Consider the following 15,943-nt stretch of genomic DNA (forward strand, 5'->3'; position numbering starts at 1 on the left):
CCCCTAGAGGGCTTTCTATTCGGTTTACCGGAAACTTTTTTACACGAACATGGTTTCAGGAAGACTGGCAGGCATCATTTTCTGCGTATCCGCAGCCATAGAGACTTTACCCACTGCTTCTAGGAAATCGTCCATCTCAATCAGTTCTTTGTCTTTCCTGACCGCAAACATACCTGCTTCAGTGGCGATTGCCTTCAGATCCGCTCCACTCATTCCTTCGGTAGCTTTTGCAAGCCTCTTAAAGTCAATATCTCCTGCAAGAGTCATTTTTTCACAGTGGATTTCGAGAATCTTTCCTCTGGCCTCTACTCCGGGCATGGGGACATGGACAAGCCTGTCAAATCGACCTGGCCTGAGAATTGCCGGGTCAAGGACATCAGGACGGTTTGTTGCTGCAATAATCCTGATATTTTTTCGTTTATCAAAGCCATCCATCTCTGCTAGCAGTTGCATAAGTGTCCTCTGAACCTCGCGGTCTGCTCCCGTCGTTTCATTCAAACGCCTTGCAGCAATTGAGTCCAGCTCATCAATGAAAATAATACTCGGGGCCTTTTTCCGGGCCATCTCAAAGATTTCTCTTACGAGTTTGGAACCGTCCCCAATGTATTTTTGCACGAGTTCAGAGCCTACAACTCTGATAAAGGTTGCATTGGTTCTGTGAGCCACAGCTTTCGCAAGCAGAGTTTTGCCTGTTCCCGGAAGTCCATAAAGAAGAACTCCCTTCGGAGGATCGATACCTATCCGAGCAAAGCGTTCCGGTTCAATGAGAGGAAGTTCGACAGCTTCCTGAAGTTCCTGTATTTGTTCATCGAGACCGCCGATCTGGTCATAGTCCACTTCTACGCTTTCGAGGACTTCCATTGCAGCAACAAAAGGTTCTTCCGTAGAAGGAATAACCTCGGCAATAGCAAGCGTATGCTGATTCAGGGCAACCTTTGCCCCTGGCAGCAGTTTTTTCTCATCGATATACTGTGAGACATTAACCAGAAACTGAGGTCCGTTACTGCTTCGGACAATAATCCTATCATTCTTAATTACATCAATGACCGTACCAATGATGAGCGGAGAGGTCTTCATCCGATCGAGTTCAGACTGCAGCTTTCGTATCTCTCGTTCATACTTTATCTTTTGGTTTTCCAGATAACGTTTTTCGGATTCGATCTGGCTGCACTGCTCTTCCAGATAACTGTTTCGGCTTTCAAGTTGCCTCATTCGGTCCTGGACGCTTTCAGTCACTTCCCCCAGCTCTCCAGGCTCGATTCCGTCATACACAGGTCCGGGCTTACCAAGGTGACTGCGCATGCTTTCATCCTTACTTTTGGTACTTTCCGTCATGGAGCTCCGAATAATATTTAAGTTCATACCGTATATAGCGTTTTCGAAGTGATCAATATGCAGTGCGAAATATGTGGTGCAGAGATCCGCGGAAAGCCTATATGCATTACAATTGATAACAGTGAGCTCCAGGTCTGCCAAAAATGTGCTCCTTACGGTAAACCCGTTGATAAGCGAACTCCCGTGTCAAGAAAAGTCTCTCCGGTGGTTCGAAAGGTAACACGAACTGGAAATAGGCCAAAAAAGGATTTTTTCGATATTTTGAAAGACGAACTCCTGGACAACTATGATCAGATTATCCGGGAAGCAAGAGAAGCAAAAGGCTGGTCTCAGGAAGACCTGGCTGAAAACATCAAAGAAAAAGTATCTTTAATCAAAAAGATAGAACGCAGCGAAATCGTTCCAGAGGATTCCGTCCGAAAGAAACTCGAACACGCTCTTGACATTAAACTTACGGAACGTGTGGAGGAGTCAGGACAGGAAGTATCTCACCTGAAGAAAGATATGACTCTCGGAGATATAGTGAAAATAAAAAGAAAGTAAATCTCAAAGCAGATAAAGAGAAGTAAATCTCAAAGCAGATAAAGAGAAGTAAATCTCAAAGTAGAGGAAGAAAAGTATTTAAACTGCCGGCTCTGTTCCGGCAATAACACCTAATTTCTGGCAGTTTCTCCTTCCGGAAACGACAGAGGGTCCCATATGAATACATTTTTTTAATCCCCTCTGTTTATATGTGCTTTTTATGGTTTCAGGCCTTTTTTGTTTTAAGCCTTTTCTTTGCTTTAAATCTCAATTTCAATTTCATAGACCTTTTCAGGATTTTCTTTATGAATAGCCCAGAAAGGTTCTTCCCCATACATTTCCATCAGCTTTTTGGTTCTTCTTGGAACTGTTTTCGGGCCGAGTACTGCACCTGGCCTGTCAGAGTCATCAATGTAATCAGTTTCCATCATGAACCGTGTACCTTCCTCAATCGCTTGTTCAATTGCTCCTTTTAACGAAATCACTCCTGGAAAAAGCCCAAGTTTCTCACAGGTTTTTACCAGAGGTGGAGCATAATGTTTGACAACTTTGTACATTTTAATTCCTGTTTTTCTAGCCCTCTCTGCTATATCCTGAAGTTCAGGCTCTCCCACACTTTCAGTATGAAGCTGGACCGCACAATCCTGTTCTTTTCCCAGGGAAAAAGCATACTCCATAACCTCGTTCGAAGCCGCCCAGACTTCCGCAGACACAGGGTAATGAGGACGCCCTGACTTAATTCCTACGGCAAGCCCCTTTTCAACATATCCAGAGGCAAGTTCGAGCCCTTTCTTCATGATTTCTGTAGCTTTCTTCAGTTCCATATACTCGGTAAGCCTTGAGATTTCTGCCGGATGGACTCCCAGTACAGGAAAAGCTCCAACTTCCATCTCCCTGATTTTTGACGCTATTTTTATAGTTTCGTCAAAAACTTGAATGTAGTCTTCAGGTTTTTTGACCATTATTCCAAGCGACCAGCTAGGTTTGGTGACCAGAATTATATGAGTTCCTCCAGAGTTCTTGAAATCCTTTACTGCTTCGAGTCCCCGAACTCTAGGGTCGATATGCATATGATTATCGGTAATAGGTATTTTTGCAGGCATTTTCATCCCTCAAAGGTATGAAGTTCCGGGTAAGTCGGGAATAGAATTTTCTGAAAATCTTAATTTTATTTTTAGAAATGTGCGCAGGTATTTATATATAGGACCCAGCTTCGCATTAGAGATTGCTCAACATGTTAGAAATTGCGCGACATGTTAGATATTGCTCAGCATATTATTAATTACCCAAAACTTGAAATATATAGCCTTACGTTGAGTACGCTGGAAGATTCAATTATTTATAAAGAACTTTGAAAAGTTCCCCTTTTTTAGCTTTTCAGTCGCTACGGTTCTTTAAATACGAACCCTAAGATCTGGTGATAATTATGAGTAAAACCGCAGCAGTAATCAAAGGTGACGGGGTAGGCCCCGAACTTGTAGACGCAATGCTTAAAGTAACAGAAGCCGCTGGCACAGACGTTGAATTTGTGATGTGTGAAGCAGGAGCCGGCTGGTGGGAAAAGCACGGAGGCAATTCCCTTATTCCAGATGAGACCTGGGACATCCTTGACAGTTCAGATGCCTGTTTTAAAGGACCGACAACCACACCAGGAGGGATAGGTTCCCCAAGAAGTGTGGCTGTATCTATAAGGAGTAAGTATAATCTTTATGCAAATGTCAGACCAATCAAGACTTTCCCCAATTCAAGTGCTCCTCTTGGAGATGTGGAAATGGTTTGTGTGCGCGAGGGCACAGAAGGCCTTTATATTGGAGAAGAAATCCAGCTTACAGATGACGTTTCAATTGCAATCCGTAAAATCACACGCACTGCATCCCACAAGATTGCCAGCTATGCTTTCGAGGAAGCAAAGAGAAGAGGCTATGACGCTGTTGTGCCCATCCATAAGAGCAATATTCTGAAACTGACCTGCGGCTCTTTCTTAGAAGAGGTAGAAAAGGTTGGGAAGAATTATCCAGGTATCGAAATCTGGCCCTATCATATTGACAATATTGCCCAGCAACTGATAAAGAACCCGCAGATATTCAATAAAAAGGTTCTTCTTTCTACAAACCTCTTTATGGACGTAATCAGTGAAGAATGCTCGGCCCTGGTAGGCAGTATTGGGTTAATCTACTCTGCCAATATAGGGGATTCTTTTGCAATGTTTGAACCTGCTCACGGGTCAGCTCCAAAGTATGCAGGCCAGGACAAGGTTAACCCTGTGGCAACTGTACTTGCAGGAGCATGGATGCTTGATTACCTTGGCGAAAAGGAAAAATCCGAAGCGATATTTAAAGCTACAAAACGCGTAATTTCCGAAGGTAAGTATGTAACTTACGATCTCGGAGGCAATGCAAAACTCAGTCAGATGGCTGGCGAGATTGCAAAGTATACGGCAGAAATTCTCAAATAAGAAGGTACTGAAGGAAATACCTTTCATTCCTTCAATTTTTCGTCTTCAGAATCGGTTATCTTTTCTTCGTTGTTTAATTTACCTCGACCTGCACGTCCCGAGCCGCAGATCGGTTGGTATAGGAAGTATTTTTCGACATAATCAAAGAGCTCTTCATCAGATATGCAGGAAATTCTTTCTTCATCATCATAGAGTTTCTGAATTTCTTTCTGGATTTTCAGAAGTCTGGGGTCGTCTTTTTCCACAATGGTTTCAACATCAAGAAGGTCATTTAAGGTCTCCTGAATTTTATAACGGATAACTTCCAGACCAGAAGAGTCACCTATAAGCAGGAGCCGCTTTCCCCCTACCAGTTCTGGAGGGTAAGGTTCATAGTTAAAGGGATTTTTAAGAACGCCTGCGGCATGTATTCCAGATTCGTGAGCAAAAATATTTTTCCCGACCACGGCTTTGTTCCTGGGAACCCGCAATCCCAGTTCTTTTTCCATGAATCTTGCAAAGCGAGTAACTGGTTCAAGGTTATATTTTTCAAAACCTTCTACCCTATCTTTCAGGAATAGCAGGATTTTTTCCATCTCGCTATTTCCTGCTCGTTCTCCGATACCCAGGAAAGTTACACTTGTCCAGTTAGCTCCGTGCCAGAAACCTGCAATAGAACTTGCTGACCCAAACCCGTAATCGTCATGAATATGGGTTTCTATATTTTTTACCCCGATTTCTTTTTTGAGGTGCTGCACAATTTTCGGGATTCCATAAGGCTCATCGACACTAACGAAGGGCATCCCGTATCCTACAGTATCACAGACCCGGATAATACAGTCAGGATCGATCTCGATAATTTTTTCAACTAGCGGGAAAACAAAGCCATAATTGTCTGCTCTTGTCATATCCTCAAGGTGAGCCCGTGTGCGAAGTCCATGGTCGACTGCATACTGAAGAGCATCCAGATATTTCTCTTCGGCTTCTTCCCTGCCTGAAAGTTTCATTTTGGAGAAAATATGCGTATCCGACACAGACATCAGGATTCCTGTTTCTTTCAGTCCATCAACTTCGAGAATTTTGTCTATATCAGCTCTTGAAGCTCTTGCCCAGCCTGTGATTTCAGGAAACTCATACCCGATATCAAGCATTAGATCTACAGCATCTCTATCCCTCTTATTGAATACGAAGGCCTCGAGTTTTTCGATTCCTATCTCGTGCAGATACTCATAGATCTGGAGCTTGTGCTCTCTGCTCAGGACGATTCCTGGCATCTGGGAACCATCACGGATAGTGCTGTCACTTATGTACACATCGTTTCCAGAGGGCAGCTTTAGTTTGGGTAGATCTTCATATGATTCGTAAACTTTCATTACTTTTCCTCCTTTATTTCAAGTGGCAGGAACCTGTATCGATAGAGCGGGCTTTCACTGCAAAGATCTTCCTGTGAAAAAGATATATTTCAGGTATACAGGTCAGAAAATAAGTTATATTCAACCTAAGAACTCTAGCTTCTTGTTTAAAAAACACTCTTTAGGGGAGCACTTACCACTGTTCTTCAAAACAGCATCTTACATTCTATGCTGAGATTTATATCTTATCTTATATCCTATACTTAAGTATATGTCGTTATAATTAAAATCTCTTTCTTTTAAAATACTTAATGTGTTTTCCTATTCATATTTATATTATTTATAGTACCTATACTATTTAATTTACCAGGAGTGATAGGAGATACTACTTATTTTTCTTCTGTAAAATCCCTGGAGACTTCATGAAAAAGGCTACTTAGAATTGATGTATAAGGTTTGTCCAAAATTTATCTTTCAGAAGTTGTATCTGCTTTGTTATAGCTTCATGAAAGTTTACTTTCCTATCTTGCCCTTCTTACCGGTAATAAGGTATATCTACAACAAATTATATTTATATTCGAGCTGATCTGAAAAGTATGATTAAATTATATCTGAAAAATATGATTAAATTATATCTGAAAAATATGATTAAATTATAAATCTGGTTTAGCTATAAACTTGACTTAATTATGTTTGTGTATATCTGTAATTGTCTCTGAACAATACACATTTTCCAGCTCTGATTAATAAGTCGGGTATTAAATAAAATTAAAAATTATATAGTCATATATTTAGTTACATTTGATATATTTACTTTATTTTATCTCGAGGTAAACATGTCCGAAATAGTAAGCGTTAGCGGCGGTCCGACAAAACCTGAAATCATTGCTGTGTCCCTTTCCAAACTCGGATTGCGGGACGGAGATCGGTTTGCAGATGTAGGCTGTGGTACGGGATCGGTATCGATTGAAGCCGCAAAACTTGCCCGAAAACTCACTATCTATGCGATAGATGCCCGAAACGAGGCTCTGAGAGCCACTGAAATGAATTTCAAAAATTTCAATATAAAAAATGCCCGTATTTTAGCTGGCGAAGCCTCGGATCTCCTGAATTCGGAAAGTTTTACTGATTTTATTGACTGTGCTTTTGTCGGAGGAACAAAAAATATTGGTTCCGTGCTTGAGACCCTTGTAAAGAAGAAAGCCAGAAGTATTGTGGTAAACGCAGTCCGAATAGAAACGGTTGTCAGAACAATTGAGGCAATGAAAAAACTTGGAATTTTTGATGAAGTAGTTCATATTTCAGTTTCGAGAAGTGCACCAATTGCCGGAGAAACAATGTTCAAACCCGAAAACCCGGTATACATCATTGTTGGAAAAAAACAAAACTGAAAATTGTCTTATAATTTTAAATCTTCTTTACATTTATTTTTATAACTAATGGAGCGATAGCATGTTAATTGGAGTAGGACTTGGTCCCGGAGACCCTGAACTTCTGACCCTCAAAGCAGTGGATGTTTTGAAAAACAGCGATAAGGTGTATGTACCAGGCCGCCTGGCAAAAGATCTTGTGGCTCCTTACGCAGATGCTGAAATCCTTGAGTTTCCCATGATAAGGGATATTGAGGTTCTTAATTCTCTCTGGAAGGAAAATGCTGACAGGGTGGCAGAAGAGGCAAGAAGAGGCACTGTAGCTTTCGGGCTTATAGGCGACCCAAACTTTTTCTCTACGTTTTCCCATCTCAAAAAGGTAATGCGCAAGCACTATCCGGATGTCGAACTTGCAACTGTGCCTGGGATAAGTTCAATCACATCCTTTGCTGCCAAGACCGATGTTGCGGTTGAAAGCTCTTTTGAAGTCAGCGACGGTTCTGAAATCGGACATAAGATTCGCTTGAAGGCTACGCAACCGAAGTCCATAGTTAAACAACTTGAAACTGAAGGATATACGGAGTTTATCTTTGCAGAAAAGCTCTTTTCGGACAAAGAGCTTATAATCCGAAATAAAGAAGAAATTCCGGAAAAGGGAAACTACTTCAGTATCATTTACGGAAAGAAGTGAAAGTGACCGATGTAATATTCAAACTTACATAAATTCGTGCAACTTACATAAATTCGTGTAACTTACATAAATTCATGCAACTTACATAATTTTGAAATAAAACACGAAAGCAAAGGGAATGGTCAGATGGAAAGGAAAGTATATTTTGTGGGAGCAGGCCCAGGGAACCCGAAACTCATTACCGTACTTGGGCGTGAAATGCTTGAAAAAGCCGACCTTGTGATGTATGCTGGCTCTCTAGTAAACCCAGAGGTTCTTAATTATACGCATGGAGAAACAGTGGATAGTTATGGGTTAACCCTCGAAGAAACCACCAAAATAATTGCAGACGCTGTAGACGCAGGGAAATTCGTTGTTCGCCTTCACAGCGGAGATCCATCTCTTTACGGTTCCGTCATAGAGCAGATGGAAGAGCTCAGGAAACACGATATCGAAGTCGAAAGAGTTGCAGGGGTTTCCTCGATTTTTGCAAGCGCTGCCGCTCTTGGCACACAGCTGACTCTTAACGGCGTTTCAGATACTCTAATTATTACCCGCCCTGCAGGAAAAACTCTTGAAAAAGACCTTATCCCCGAGCTTTCCGCCTACAATACTACTATGGCAATTTTCCTTGGTACGCAAAAAATAAGGGAAATTATGGAAAAAGTCCGCTGCCCGAAGGATACACCTGTTGCAGTAGTGTTTCATGCGTCCTGGGAGGACGAAGAAATCATCACCGGAACTGTGGAAGATATCGCAGACAAGGTACAGGATGCAGGGATTAAACGTTCAGCAATGATAATTATCGGTGGGGTTGTTGACCCTAAAAATTACAGGAGGTCCTACTTATACGGAGTAGCCCAGGAACCGTTGTAATCACTTTTGAACGAAATAGGGAGATTGCGGCAAGAATAGCAGAACACCTGAACGCAGATATGCTTCTTTACGAGAAGAGCATATTTGAAAAGGCTTTTAAAAGCTATGGGGCAATAGTTGCGGTATTTGCCACGGGCATTGTGGTAAGGGATATTGCTCCACTTCTAGAGAATAAGTGGTCTGATCCTGCCGTGGTCGTGGTTGATTCAAACCTGAATTTCGCAATTCCCTTGCTGGGGGGCCACCACGGTGCAAATGAAATTGCCCGCAAGCTTTCTGAACTTGGAGCAGTTCCTGTGCTTACAACGGCGACAGAGGTTCATGGCAAACCTTCAGTAGAGGGCATTGCTGATAGGTTAGGCTGCGAAATTTTCAACAAAGAATCTACTGTAGCTGTAAACTGTGCCCTCTTAGATCAGGAAATAGAGGTTCTTGAGGTTAAAGGGCCCCGAATTGTTGTCGTAGATGAAGATGTATCCGTACTGATAAGAAAACAGCATAAGAATGCAGAAGTCAAAAACAACAATAAAAGTAAACAGTAATTGAGCTGTAAATTAACCAATCTGCACTTAAGTAAATTAACCTGCACAGGAACTCTTTAAGAATCAGAGACGATAATAAATGATTGTAGGAATAGGAACTCGCAGGGGCATTACGAAAGAAGAGGTCATTGAAGCCGTAAAACAGGCTCTCGATGAGTGCGGCCTGAGCCTGGGAGAAATTACAGCTTTTGCTTCTGCGAAACTTAAGGAAAACGAACAAGGGCTTCTGGAAGCGGGAGAGACGCTCGGCATTCCGGTGGACTTTTTGCCGGATGACGTGTTGAACAGCTACAATCCTCCTTCAGCATCCCAGGCTTCCCGGTTTGGATTAAAAGGAGTTGCAGAACCTGCAGCTCTGGCCCTTTCTGAAGAAAAACAATTGATTTGCAGGAAGAAAATCTATGGCAGAGTCACAATCGCAATCGCAAGATAAGGCAACTAAAGGAAAACTTTACATCGTAGGGATCGGACCAGGGTCTGTAGAACAAATGACGCTCAGAGCCAGAGATGTAATCCTTAATGCCGATTATGTACTCGGAAACGGTACTTACCTGGATCAGATAGCAAGCCTCCTCGGAACCCAGGAAGTAATCCGCAGCTATATGGGTAAAGAGGTAGACAGAGCAAGAAAAGCGGTGGAGCTTGCAAAAGTTGCAAATGTTGCCATGGTCAGTGGCGGTGATACCAATGTATACGGTATGGCAGGCATCGTGCTTGAAGTTGCTGAACATCAAGATCTTGAAGTTGATATAGAGATTCTTCCTGGAGTCACAGCAATTTTAGCCGGTGCAAGTATGCTAGGCGCACCTGTTGTAACAGACTTTGCAGTAATCAGCCTCAGCGACCTCCTGACTCCATGGGATGTGATTGAAAAACGGCTTAATCACGCTGCAGAAGCTGATTTTGTAATGGCTCTCTACAACCCGAAAAGCCGTAAGAGACAATCCAACTTTTCAAGAGCTATCAAAATTATCCGTCAGTACAAGGCTGATTCCGTGCCTGTGGGACTTGTGAAAAATGCTCTGAGAGGAGATGGTGAGGATAGAATCGTAACCACTCTTGGAAAAGTTATGGAATACGAAGATTGGGTAGACATGAGCACCACGATCCTTATTGGAAACGGGGATTCCAGGATATGGAGATCTCAAAAGAAGGATTTTATAATTACTCCCAGGGGGTATCAGAAAAAGTATGACTACTGAAGAGAATGCTAATGAAAAGGTAGGAAAATTCGATAATCTTGAAGAACTTACCGAGCTTACGGTTGATGTGAATCCCGAACTTGTAAGCATTTGTAAGGACTCAGGGGCAAGAACAGAAGAAGCAAAAGCCATCTATATGAAAAGCCGGACAATGATCCAGGAACTCATCGGCAACAAAACTCCCGAAGACCGCTTCCGCCAGCGCTGTGTTATTGCTACAGGAGATCTTTCCGTGGCAGATATCATGCGTTTCATGCATGACCCCATCCCTGCAGGCGTGGAAGCGATTAAAAAGGGTGCCCCGATTTTCGTGGATATCAATATGGTAAAATCCGGAATTACAAAGGCAGGACACAAATCTGAAATTATTTGCGTGCTTGATGAAGACCCGAATGCTGAAATTGCTAACAGGTACGGAATTACGCGTACATCAGCCGGCTTCCTCGCTGCCAGAGAGAAGCTCGATGGGAGTATTATTGCAATCGGAAATGCACCTTCTGCCCTTATTATGGTCTGCAAACTTATCGAAAAGGGTGTGAGACCAGCACTTATTATCGGGCTTCCGGTAGGATTTGTAAATGCAGCTGAATCTAAGGAAATAGTCCGAAACCTGAAAATTCCTGTACCCTCTATTAGTTGTGTCGGGACAAGGGGCGGAACCCCAATGGCAGTTGCATGCGTAAATGAGCTTGTTGCAATCGCAAGAGAAAGTGAAGACGAGAGATAAAGTTAAAAAACAACACTTTCTTTAGTTTTTTATTTTAATTTTTATCCAGCTTTTTGTTTTCAGTGTTCTTTCAGTTAACCGTTTATTTTCCAGTGCTTTTTTTGTTGAGGGACTTTTTTATTTTTTCGATTTATACATTAAGTTTTAAAAATAATTTTTTGTGTGTTTTTGTACTTTAGTATTATTCTTATTATAACTTAAAAAAGGGAGATTTGAACTTAAATAAACAGCTATAAGCTTTAAATTTGATTTATGAATAAATTAAAACAAAAGAACGTTCCTATGCAAGTTTGTCTAACTTCAAGTCTGCCTTATGAGCATGGAAAAATAAATATGTGAAGTTTTATTTTGAGGGATTTTGAGAGTCCTGAGAGTAAAGAAAGCAACTTGTTGCACAGGTATTTCTACTCAATAGATTGATCCTCAGGACCTGATAAATCCTTCTTATTTTTCTTTCCCAAGAAATTGGGATTTGACTTACTGCTTTTTTAAGTTAGGTTTACTACTCTCTTAATTCTGTTTAAACTCTGCGCCTTTAGGAGCATAGACCAACGCTTTCTGATGTTTATCCCTGGTATTTCAAAGTGTCTATCCCTGGTATTTCAAATATTCTGTATCTGGACTTATTTAAACAAACCATTGATAATGATTCTGATAGATCATATAAAGCCCGAAGAGTACCAGTATTGTTCCCGCTCCTTTTTTGAAGACTACATCCCACTTTGAAATAAGCCGGATTTTTGAAGAGGAAAAGTAGGCTGAGTACGCAAGTAAGAGCATTGGTACCGCAAATCCAAGCGAATAAACTGAAAGGGTAAGGGCTCCTGTAATAGTATTCCCTTTTAAAGCTACCATGGTAAGAATCGAGCCTAGAATTGGTCCGACGCAAGGTATCCAGAGAACACCGAGGGAAAGGCCAAGCAAGAAGCCTGAAACAGGCCCTTCGTCACCCATTTTCCCCAGAAGGGGAAACTTTGAAAATGCATTGAATAAACTTATGTCAAAGAGTAGTGCAAAACCCAGTAAGAGAATCAAAACCTCTGCCAGAATCTTCAGTTGATTTGTATACGCGCTGAACACCGCCCCAAAGGCAGAGGTTGCCACTCCCATTATGGTGAACGATATTGAGACTCCAAGCACTATTGCAAGGGGTCTCAATCTGTTTTTTCCTGCAGATGTTGCCAGGACAGCAGGCAGAAGAGGAAGGATGCAAGGAGACAGGACACTGATAATTCCTGCTCCAAATGCAGCCACAGGGGAAATAACTTCATAATCCATGGTTACAATTTCTTTTTATAGTTTATCTACGATAGTTTTTTTCCGGAACTCCGGGTTTTACCATAAGTTTGGACTTCTAACTTAATGAATTTAGAAATTAGTTGTATCTATTAAGTTTATTTTTATTATTATGTACTTTTCCCCTCTTGGAGAAGAGCAAGGTTTATACGATTCTCATAAACCTCTTTTTCCATTTGCCCTTGAATTCTAGCACTGAATCTATCCTTAGTGACTGTTCCATTCTCTTGCATGTAAACATAGTCCCCATCTTTAATACCCACGACCAAAGAAGTGTCAGGAACGTATCCAATATCAAAATAAGCTTCAAGGTCAGGACTCTCAGTTATATCTATAGACGCAATAGTAGCTTTCCCACTATATTCTGTTGCCAGCTCCTTAAGCATGGGCTTCATAGCCTGGCACGGTCCGCAGTGTTTAGATCCTATTTTCACAAGAACCGGCCCCTGCTCGAGAGATGCATTTATCTGTTCAAGGGAAGTCACTTCAAGAACATTACTTTCTTCCGGAGTTTCCTGAGAAGTTGTGTTCTGTCCAGATTCATTTGCTTTGACAATACCGTTTTCTTCCTGGACTTCCTGAAGGTTTGTCTGTTCAGATGCAGTTGTTTCGACAGTACCATTATTCTCCTGAACTGCCTGGATATCTGTGGAATTTCCCTGACTTTCATCAGTACAGCCCGCAGTAAAGACTACAGCTGCAAGCATGATCAATAATATAACTAATTTCTTCATGTTCTCAACGTTAATTTTTTATTTTATATTATATTACATATTATTTAGTTATATGGTAATAATTTTCTCGTTAAAAAATAACATTCATTTTAAGATAGCCTTTGTTTTCTACTGATTGTGAAATTCGAGTTTTAAAGTAGAATTCTCGACAAAGCTCGATTAATTAACTCTAAAGAAAGAAAATATATGTCTAGTTTAAGAGACTTTTGGTCTGTAGAAAATATATGAAAACCCTTAGAAATCAGACTTTAAAGATAAATATAATAAGTTGAGTAAGAAGAAAGAAAAGGAAGAAGAGATCTTAAAGGTCTAATTATAATTACCAGGTCAGCCGATTGAAGAAAAGTTAGCTGATTGAAGAAAAGCCAGCCAATTGAAGAAAAGTTAGCTGGTTGAAGAGAGAAGTTTTCCTCCAAAGAACACCAGGTTGCTGTTTAGCTTATTAAAGAGAGGTTAGCCAATTGAGAAGCTAACCAATCGAGAAAAGTTATATAACCAAGTAAACGTGTTAATCTTTCCTCTTTTTATTTTGCCTCACTCCTCTCCCAGAGTTTTTTCTACTGCGGTTATAACAGCTTCGAAGTTCTTCTCCCATTCCGTACTGTGGTCGAGCAGGCCCTGGATAACAGTGCCTTTATCTTCCATTTCTGCGACCTTTGGCTCAATGGGGAGACTGGCAAGAATCGGAATATTGAAGTCTTTTGAAGCTTTTTCCACACCACCAGTTCCGAATACCTCTATTGGCTTGCCGCAGTGGGGGCAAATAAGCCCATGCATATTGTCGACAAGCCCTATGATAGGCACGTTAAGTTTTTCAGAGAAGATTATTGACTTTCGGACACTGATAAGGGCTACATCTTGGGGAGTTGTAACAAGCACTGAGCCGTCGCAATTGGGAATGAGCTGAGCTACACTCAGGGGTTCATCTCCGGTGCCAGGCGGCAAGTCTATAATCAGGAAATCGAGTACTCCCCAGCTAACGTCTTCCAGGAACTGTTTGATTGCCCCCATTTTGGCAGGTCCTCTCCAGATTATAGGAGAATCTTTGTCTCCGAGCAAAAAACCGATAGACATCATAGAAAGGTTGGGAAGTACCGAGACTGGAAGAATGCCCTCTTCATTAACATCGGGTCTTTGAGACTCTAAACCGAAAATCGTAGGAATTGTCGGGCCATGAATATCACAGTCCAGAAGCCCGACTTTATATCCCCGCAGGGCCAACCCGGCAGCCAGATTTGCTGCAACTGTACTTTTCCCTACTCCTCCTTTTCCGCTCATTACCATGATCTTACGTTTAATGCGCCTGAGATTGACTACTATTTTTGGCTCTTCTGGCTTTTTCGATAAGCTCTCAAGTGGTTGAACCTTATCTGTCATTTTTATCGCCTGTGTAAAATTTACGTATTTTATCCCGGTTTTCAGATTTCTCTATTACGAGTTAGCATCTTCACTAATGTCAGCGCTCTCAGCGCTGATATAGTTACCGCCCTTTATTTCTATTGCTTTTCCTGTGCTAAGTGCAAGAGCGATTTTCATTCTTGCGGCTTTTAGATCTTCCCAGAAAGCTCTCCTTGATATTCCTACTCTGATGGCTGCATCTTCCTGCTTCAGACCTTCAACGTCTACAAGTCTCAGTGCCTCAAGCTCTTCTACTGTAATGGATACAACCTCAAGATCCGCCAGCGGGACCCCTCTAGGCTTGAAATATGTGATGTCGGGCGTTTGCTCAACACGCCTCGGACACTTTGGTCTTCCTCTGCATTTTTTCATAGGCTACTTATGCACATTGTGGAATAAATATATAACAATTTCTCTTCTATAATAGAAAAATATATATATTTCTAAATAGATGAGGGAAATTACAGTTACTTAGTATAAAAGTAGGAGAAGTTTTTATGAAAGTATACATACCTAAAAATGAAGCGATAAAGCGCTTCATATGCGTTTAAGTCCTGGGGAGTCAGGGATGTTGTAAGCGCAAAGGCGCGATAAGATAAACTTAGCTTCCTTTGGCGCAGATCTCCTAAAAGATCTGTTTTTTCCTCAAGTCTTTTTTAAAAGGCGTGCTGTCAAGACGTAGACCTCCTCAAAGAGAAACACCAGAAAATATCTGTGAAGATTATAGGTGAGAGTATGAACTTTATCATTAAACAGAGAGTTTTATTTTATAATTGTACATTTATTTTTCCGGTTTTCCAATTTATATGTAGGACTCTATCTATATATTTCGAGATCCCTCGTAGAAATATTTATACCTTCACAGCTTATCTGTGACTATAATTCCCTATTCATGTTAAAAACCCTGGGAGAAAAAAATGTGCAGTGCGCGTTATGCCGGATTAAGGAATGCGTGAAAGGCAAAAATTGTTCTGTTATTAAATATGGGCTTGAGTATACTGGCGATAATCTGAAATCAATTCAGATTTCTGCCTGGCTCGAATCTAATGGCGTGAAAAGGACAAAACTTGAAGAGATAGCTATTTATGCAAAAAGTCTTGGATATACAAAAATAGGAATCGCTTTCTGTGTTGAGTATGAGCGAGAAGCCAGGCTGGTTTATGATATTCTTTCAAGATATTTTGAGGTATTTTCGGTTTGCTGTAAAGTATGTAGCTTCGAAAAAGCCAGTCTAGGTATTAAAAAATCCGAGGACCTTGAGTTTGAAGCCGTCTGTAATCCTATTGGTCAGGCGCTGCTACTAAACGATGATCTTACGAATCTTAATATCATGTTGGGGCTTAAAACAGGCTATGACATCCTCTTTGCAAAATACTCTGAGGCTCCTGCGATAACGCTACCTATTGAAGAGTTACCCCAGCTAGCTGATTCAAAAATCGATATTATAGAATGAATTTTTAAAGTTAATTTTTAGAATTAGTTCTT

At 41.1% G+C, this 15,943-nt stretch carries 17 protein-coding genes; 10 read left to right on the plus strand and 7 right to left on the minus strand.

Annotation, left to right across the window (positions count from 1 at the left end):
- Positions 1–39 precede the first annotated feature (39 nt).
- Positions 40–1,335 carry a proteasome-activating nucleotidase gene (locus MSBRM_RS16820; protein WP_048122106.1) on the minus strand — a complete coding sequence of 432 codons (1,296 nt, stop codon included), beginning with the start codon at positions 1,333–1,335 and terminating at the stop codon, positions 40–42.
- A gap of 57 nt (positions 1,336–1,392) precedes the next feature.
- On the opposite strand from MSBRM_RS16820, the gene MSBRM_RS16825 reads away from it, so the two are divergent.
- A complete protein-coding gene (locus MSBRM_RS16825) occupies positions 1,393–1,878 on the plus strand; it encodes a multiprotein bridging factor aMBF1 (protein ID WP_048122108.1) in 486 nt (161 codons plus the stop codon).
- 239 nt (positions 1,879–2,117) lie between these two features.
- Here the strand turns inward: MSBRM_RS16825 and MSBRM_RS16830 are convergent, their stop codons facing one another.
- Positions 2,118–2,960: a TatD family hydrolase gene (locus MSBRM_RS16830; protein ID WP_048122110.1), complete on the minus strand. Its 843-nt coding sequence runs from the start codon at positions 2,958–2,960 to the stop codon at positions 2,118–2,120.
- A gap of 323 nt (positions 2,961–3,283) precedes the next feature.
- On the opposite strand from MSBRM_RS16830, the gene MSBRM_RS16835 reads away from it, so the two are divergent.
- Complete coding sequence (locus tag MSBRM_RS16835) at positions 3,284–4,312, plus strand: isocitrate/isopropylmalate dehydrogenase family protein (protein WP_048122112.1); 1,029 nt, start codon at positions 3,284–3,286, stop codon at positions 4,310–4,312.
- Between the two features lie 23 nt (positions 4,313–4,335).
- Here MSBRM_RS16835 and MSBRM_RS16840 read toward each other — a convergent pair whose 3' ends face one another.
- The gene (locus MSBRM_RS16840; RefSeq protein WP_048122114.1) at positions 4,336–5,664 is read right to left on the minus strand and encodes a homocitrate synthase/isopropylmalate synthase family protein; all 1,329 of its coding nucleotides are present in this window, start codon (positions 5,662–5,664) and stop codon (positions 4,336–4,338) included.
- A gap of 815 nt (positions 5,665–6,479) precedes the next feature.
- Between MSBRM_RS16840 and cbiT the strand changes: the two genes are divergently transcribed.
- From cbiT to MSBRM_RS16875, 7 genes are all read left to right on the plus strand, one after another.
- Complete coding sequence (gene cbiT, locus MSBRM_RS16845) at positions 6,480–7,034, plus strand: precorrin-6Y C5,15-methyltransferase (decarboxylating) subunit CbiT (protein WP_048122115.1); 555 nt, start codon at positions 6,480–6,482, stop codon at positions 7,032–7,034.
- 61 nt (positions 7,035–7,095) lie between these two features.
- The gene (locus MSBRM_RS16850; protein ID WP_048122117.1) at positions 7,096–7,704 is read left to right on the plus strand and encodes a cobalt-factor II C(20)-methyltransferase; all 609 of its coding nucleotides are present in this window, start codon (positions 7,096–7,098) and stop codon (positions 7,702–7,704) included.
- Between the two features lie 126 nt (positions 7,705–7,830).
- Positions 7,831–8,559, plus strand: coding sequence for a cobalt-precorrin-4/precorrin-4 C(11)-methyltransferase (locus tag MSBRM_RS16855; RefSeq protein WP_048122119.1), 729 nt, complete (start codon positions 7,831–7,833; stop codon positions 8,557–8,559).
- A 59-nt stretch (positions 8,560–8,618) separates the two neighbouring features.
- Positions 8,619–9,101, plus strand: a complete 483-nt coding sequence (locus MSBRM_RS16860; RefSeq protein ID WP_052712932.1) for a cobalamin biosynthesis protein CbiG — start codon at positions 8,619–8,621, stop codon at positions 9,099–9,101.
- Between the two features lie 79 nt (positions 9,102–9,180).
- Positions 9,181–9,534: a cobalamin biosynthesis protein gene (locus tag MSBRM_RS16865; protein WP_048122123.1), complete on the plus strand. Its 354-nt coding sequence runs from the start codon at positions 9,181–9,183 to the stop codon at positions 9,532–9,534.
- Positions 9,503–10,303, plus strand: a complete 801-nt coding sequence (gene cobJ, locus MSBRM_RS16870; RefSeq protein WP_048122125.1) for a precorrin-3B C(17)-methyltransferase — start codon at positions 9,503–9,505, stop codon at positions 10,301–10,303. The genes MSBRM_RS16865 and cobJ overlap by 32 nt, the downstream gene beginning before the upstream one ends.
- Positions 10,293–11,030, plus strand: a complete 738-nt coding sequence (locus tag MSBRM_RS16875) for a precorrin-8X methylmutase (protein WP_048122127.1) — start codon at positions 10,293–10,295, stop codon at positions 11,028–11,030. Before cobJ ends, MSBRM_RS16875 begins: the two co-directional genes overlap by 11 nt.
- A 627-nt stretch (positions 11,031–11,657) precedes the next feature.
- Here the strand turns inward: MSBRM_RS16875 and MSBRM_RS16880 are convergent.
- From MSBRM_RS16880 to MSBRM_RS16895, 4 genes are all read right to left on the minus strand, one after another.
- Positions 11,658–12,308 (minus strand): cytochrome c biogenesis CcdA family protein, encoded by a 651-nt coding sequence (locus MSBRM_RS16880; RefSeq protein WP_048122129.1) that lies wholly within the window; start codon positions 12,306–12,308, stop codon positions 11,658–11,660.
- Positions 12,309–12,436: 128 nt separating this feature from the next.
- Positions 12,437–13,060 carry a thioredoxin family protein gene (locus MSBRM_RS16885; RefSeq protein WP_052712933.1) on the minus strand — a complete coding sequence of 208 codons (624 nt, stop codon included), beginning with the start codon at positions 13,058–13,060 and terminating at the stop codon, positions 12,437–12,439.
- Positions 13,061–13,594: 534 nt separating this feature from the next.
- Positions 13,595–14,437 (minus strand): Mrp/NBP35 family ATP-binding protein, encoded by an 843-nt coding sequence (locus tag MSBRM_RS16890; protein ID WP_176722123.1) that lies wholly within the window; start codon positions 14,435–14,437, stop codon positions 13,595–13,597.
- A gap of 54 nt (positions 14,438–14,491) precedes the next feature.
- Positions 14,492–14,830 carry a DUF134 domain-containing protein gene (locus MSBRM_RS16895; protein ID WP_048122133.1) on the minus strand — a complete coding sequence of 113 codons (339 nt, stop codon included), beginning with the start codon at positions 14,828–14,830 and terminating at the stop codon, positions 14,492–14,494.
- A gap of 547 nt (positions 14,831–15,377) precedes the next feature.
- Between MSBRM_RS16895 and MSBRM_RS16900 the strand changes: the two genes are divergently transcribed.
- The gene (locus MSBRM_RS16900; protein WP_048123603.1) at positions 15,378–15,911 is read left to right on the plus strand and encodes a DUF1847 domain-containing protein; all 534 of its coding nucleotides are present in this window, start codon (positions 15,378–15,380) and stop codon (positions 15,909–15,911) included.
- Positions 15,912–15,943 lie beyond the last annotated feature (32 nt).

The organism is Methanosarcina barkeri MS (assembly GCF_000970025.1).
Taxonomy (GTDB): Archaea; Halobacteriota; Methanosarcinia; order Methanosarcinales; family Methanosarcinaceae; genus Methanosarcina; species Methanosarcina barkeri.

Bases quoted from the DNA above. Each gene is read 5' to 3' on its own strand.
- MSBRM_RS16820 (WP_048122106.1), bottom strand. From the start codon at position 1,335: ATGACGGAAAGTACCAAAAGTAAGGATGAAAGCATGCGCAGTCACCTT.
- MSBRM_RS16825 (WP_048122108.1), top strand. From the start codon at position 1,393: ATGCAGTGCGAAATATGTGGTGCAGAGATCCGCGGAAAGCCTATATGC.
- MSBRM_RS16830 (WP_048122110.1), bottom strand. From the start codon at position 2,960: ATGCCTGCAAAAATACCTATTACCGATAATCATATGCATATCGACCCT.
- MSBRM_RS16835 (WP_048122112.1), top strand. From the start codon at position 3,284: ATGAGTAAAACCGCAGCAGTAATCAAAGGTGACGGGGTAGGCCCCGAA.
- MSBRM_RS16840 (WP_048122114.1), bottom strand. From the start codon at position 5,664: ATGAAAGTTTACGAATCATATGAAGATCTACCCAAACTAAAGCTGCCC.
- cbiT (WP_048122115.1), top strand. From the start codon at position 6,480: ATGTCCGAAATAGTAAGCGTTAGCGGCGGTCCGACAAAACCTGAAATC.
- MSBRM_RS16850 (WP_048122117.1), top strand. From the start codon at position 7,096: ATGTTAATTGGAGTAGGACTTGGTCCCGGAGACCCTGAACTTCTGACC.
- MSBRM_RS16855 (WP_048122119.1), top strand. From the start codon at position 7,831: ATGGAAAGGAAAGTATATTTTGTGGGAGCAGGCCCAGGGAACCCGAAA.
- MSBRM_RS16860 (WP_052712932.1), top strand. From the start codon at position 8,619: ATGCTTCTTTACGAGAAGAGCATATTTGAAAAGGCTTTTAAAAGCTAT.
- MSBRM_RS16865 (WP_048122123.1), top strand. From the start codon at position 9,181: ATGATTGTAGGAATAGGAACTCGCAGGGGCATTACGAAAGAAGAGGTC.
- cobJ (WP_048122125.1), top strand. From the start codon at position 9,503: ATGGCAGAGTCACAATCGCAATCGCAAGATAAGGCAACTAAAGGAAAA.
- MSBRM_RS16875 (WP_048122127.1), top strand. From the start codon at position 10,293: ATGACTACTGAAGAGAATGCTAATGAAAAGGTAGGAAAATTCGATAAT.
- MSBRM_RS16880 (WP_048122129.1), bottom strand. From the start codon at position 12,308: ATGGATTATGAAGTTATTTCCCCTGTGGCTGCATTTGGAGCAGGAATT.
- MSBRM_RS16885 (WP_052712933.1), bottom strand. From the start codon at position 13,060: ATGAAGAAATTAGTTATATTATTGATCATGCTTGCAGCTGTAGTCTTT.
- MSBRM_RS16890 (WP_176722123.1), bottom strand. From the start codon at position 14,437: ATGACAGATAAGGTTCAACCACTTGAGAGCTTATCGAAAAAGCCAGAA.
- MSBRM_RS16895 (WP_048122133.1), bottom strand. From the start codon at position 14,830: ATGAAAAAATGCAGAGGAAGACCAAAGTGTCCGAGGCGTGTTGAGCAA.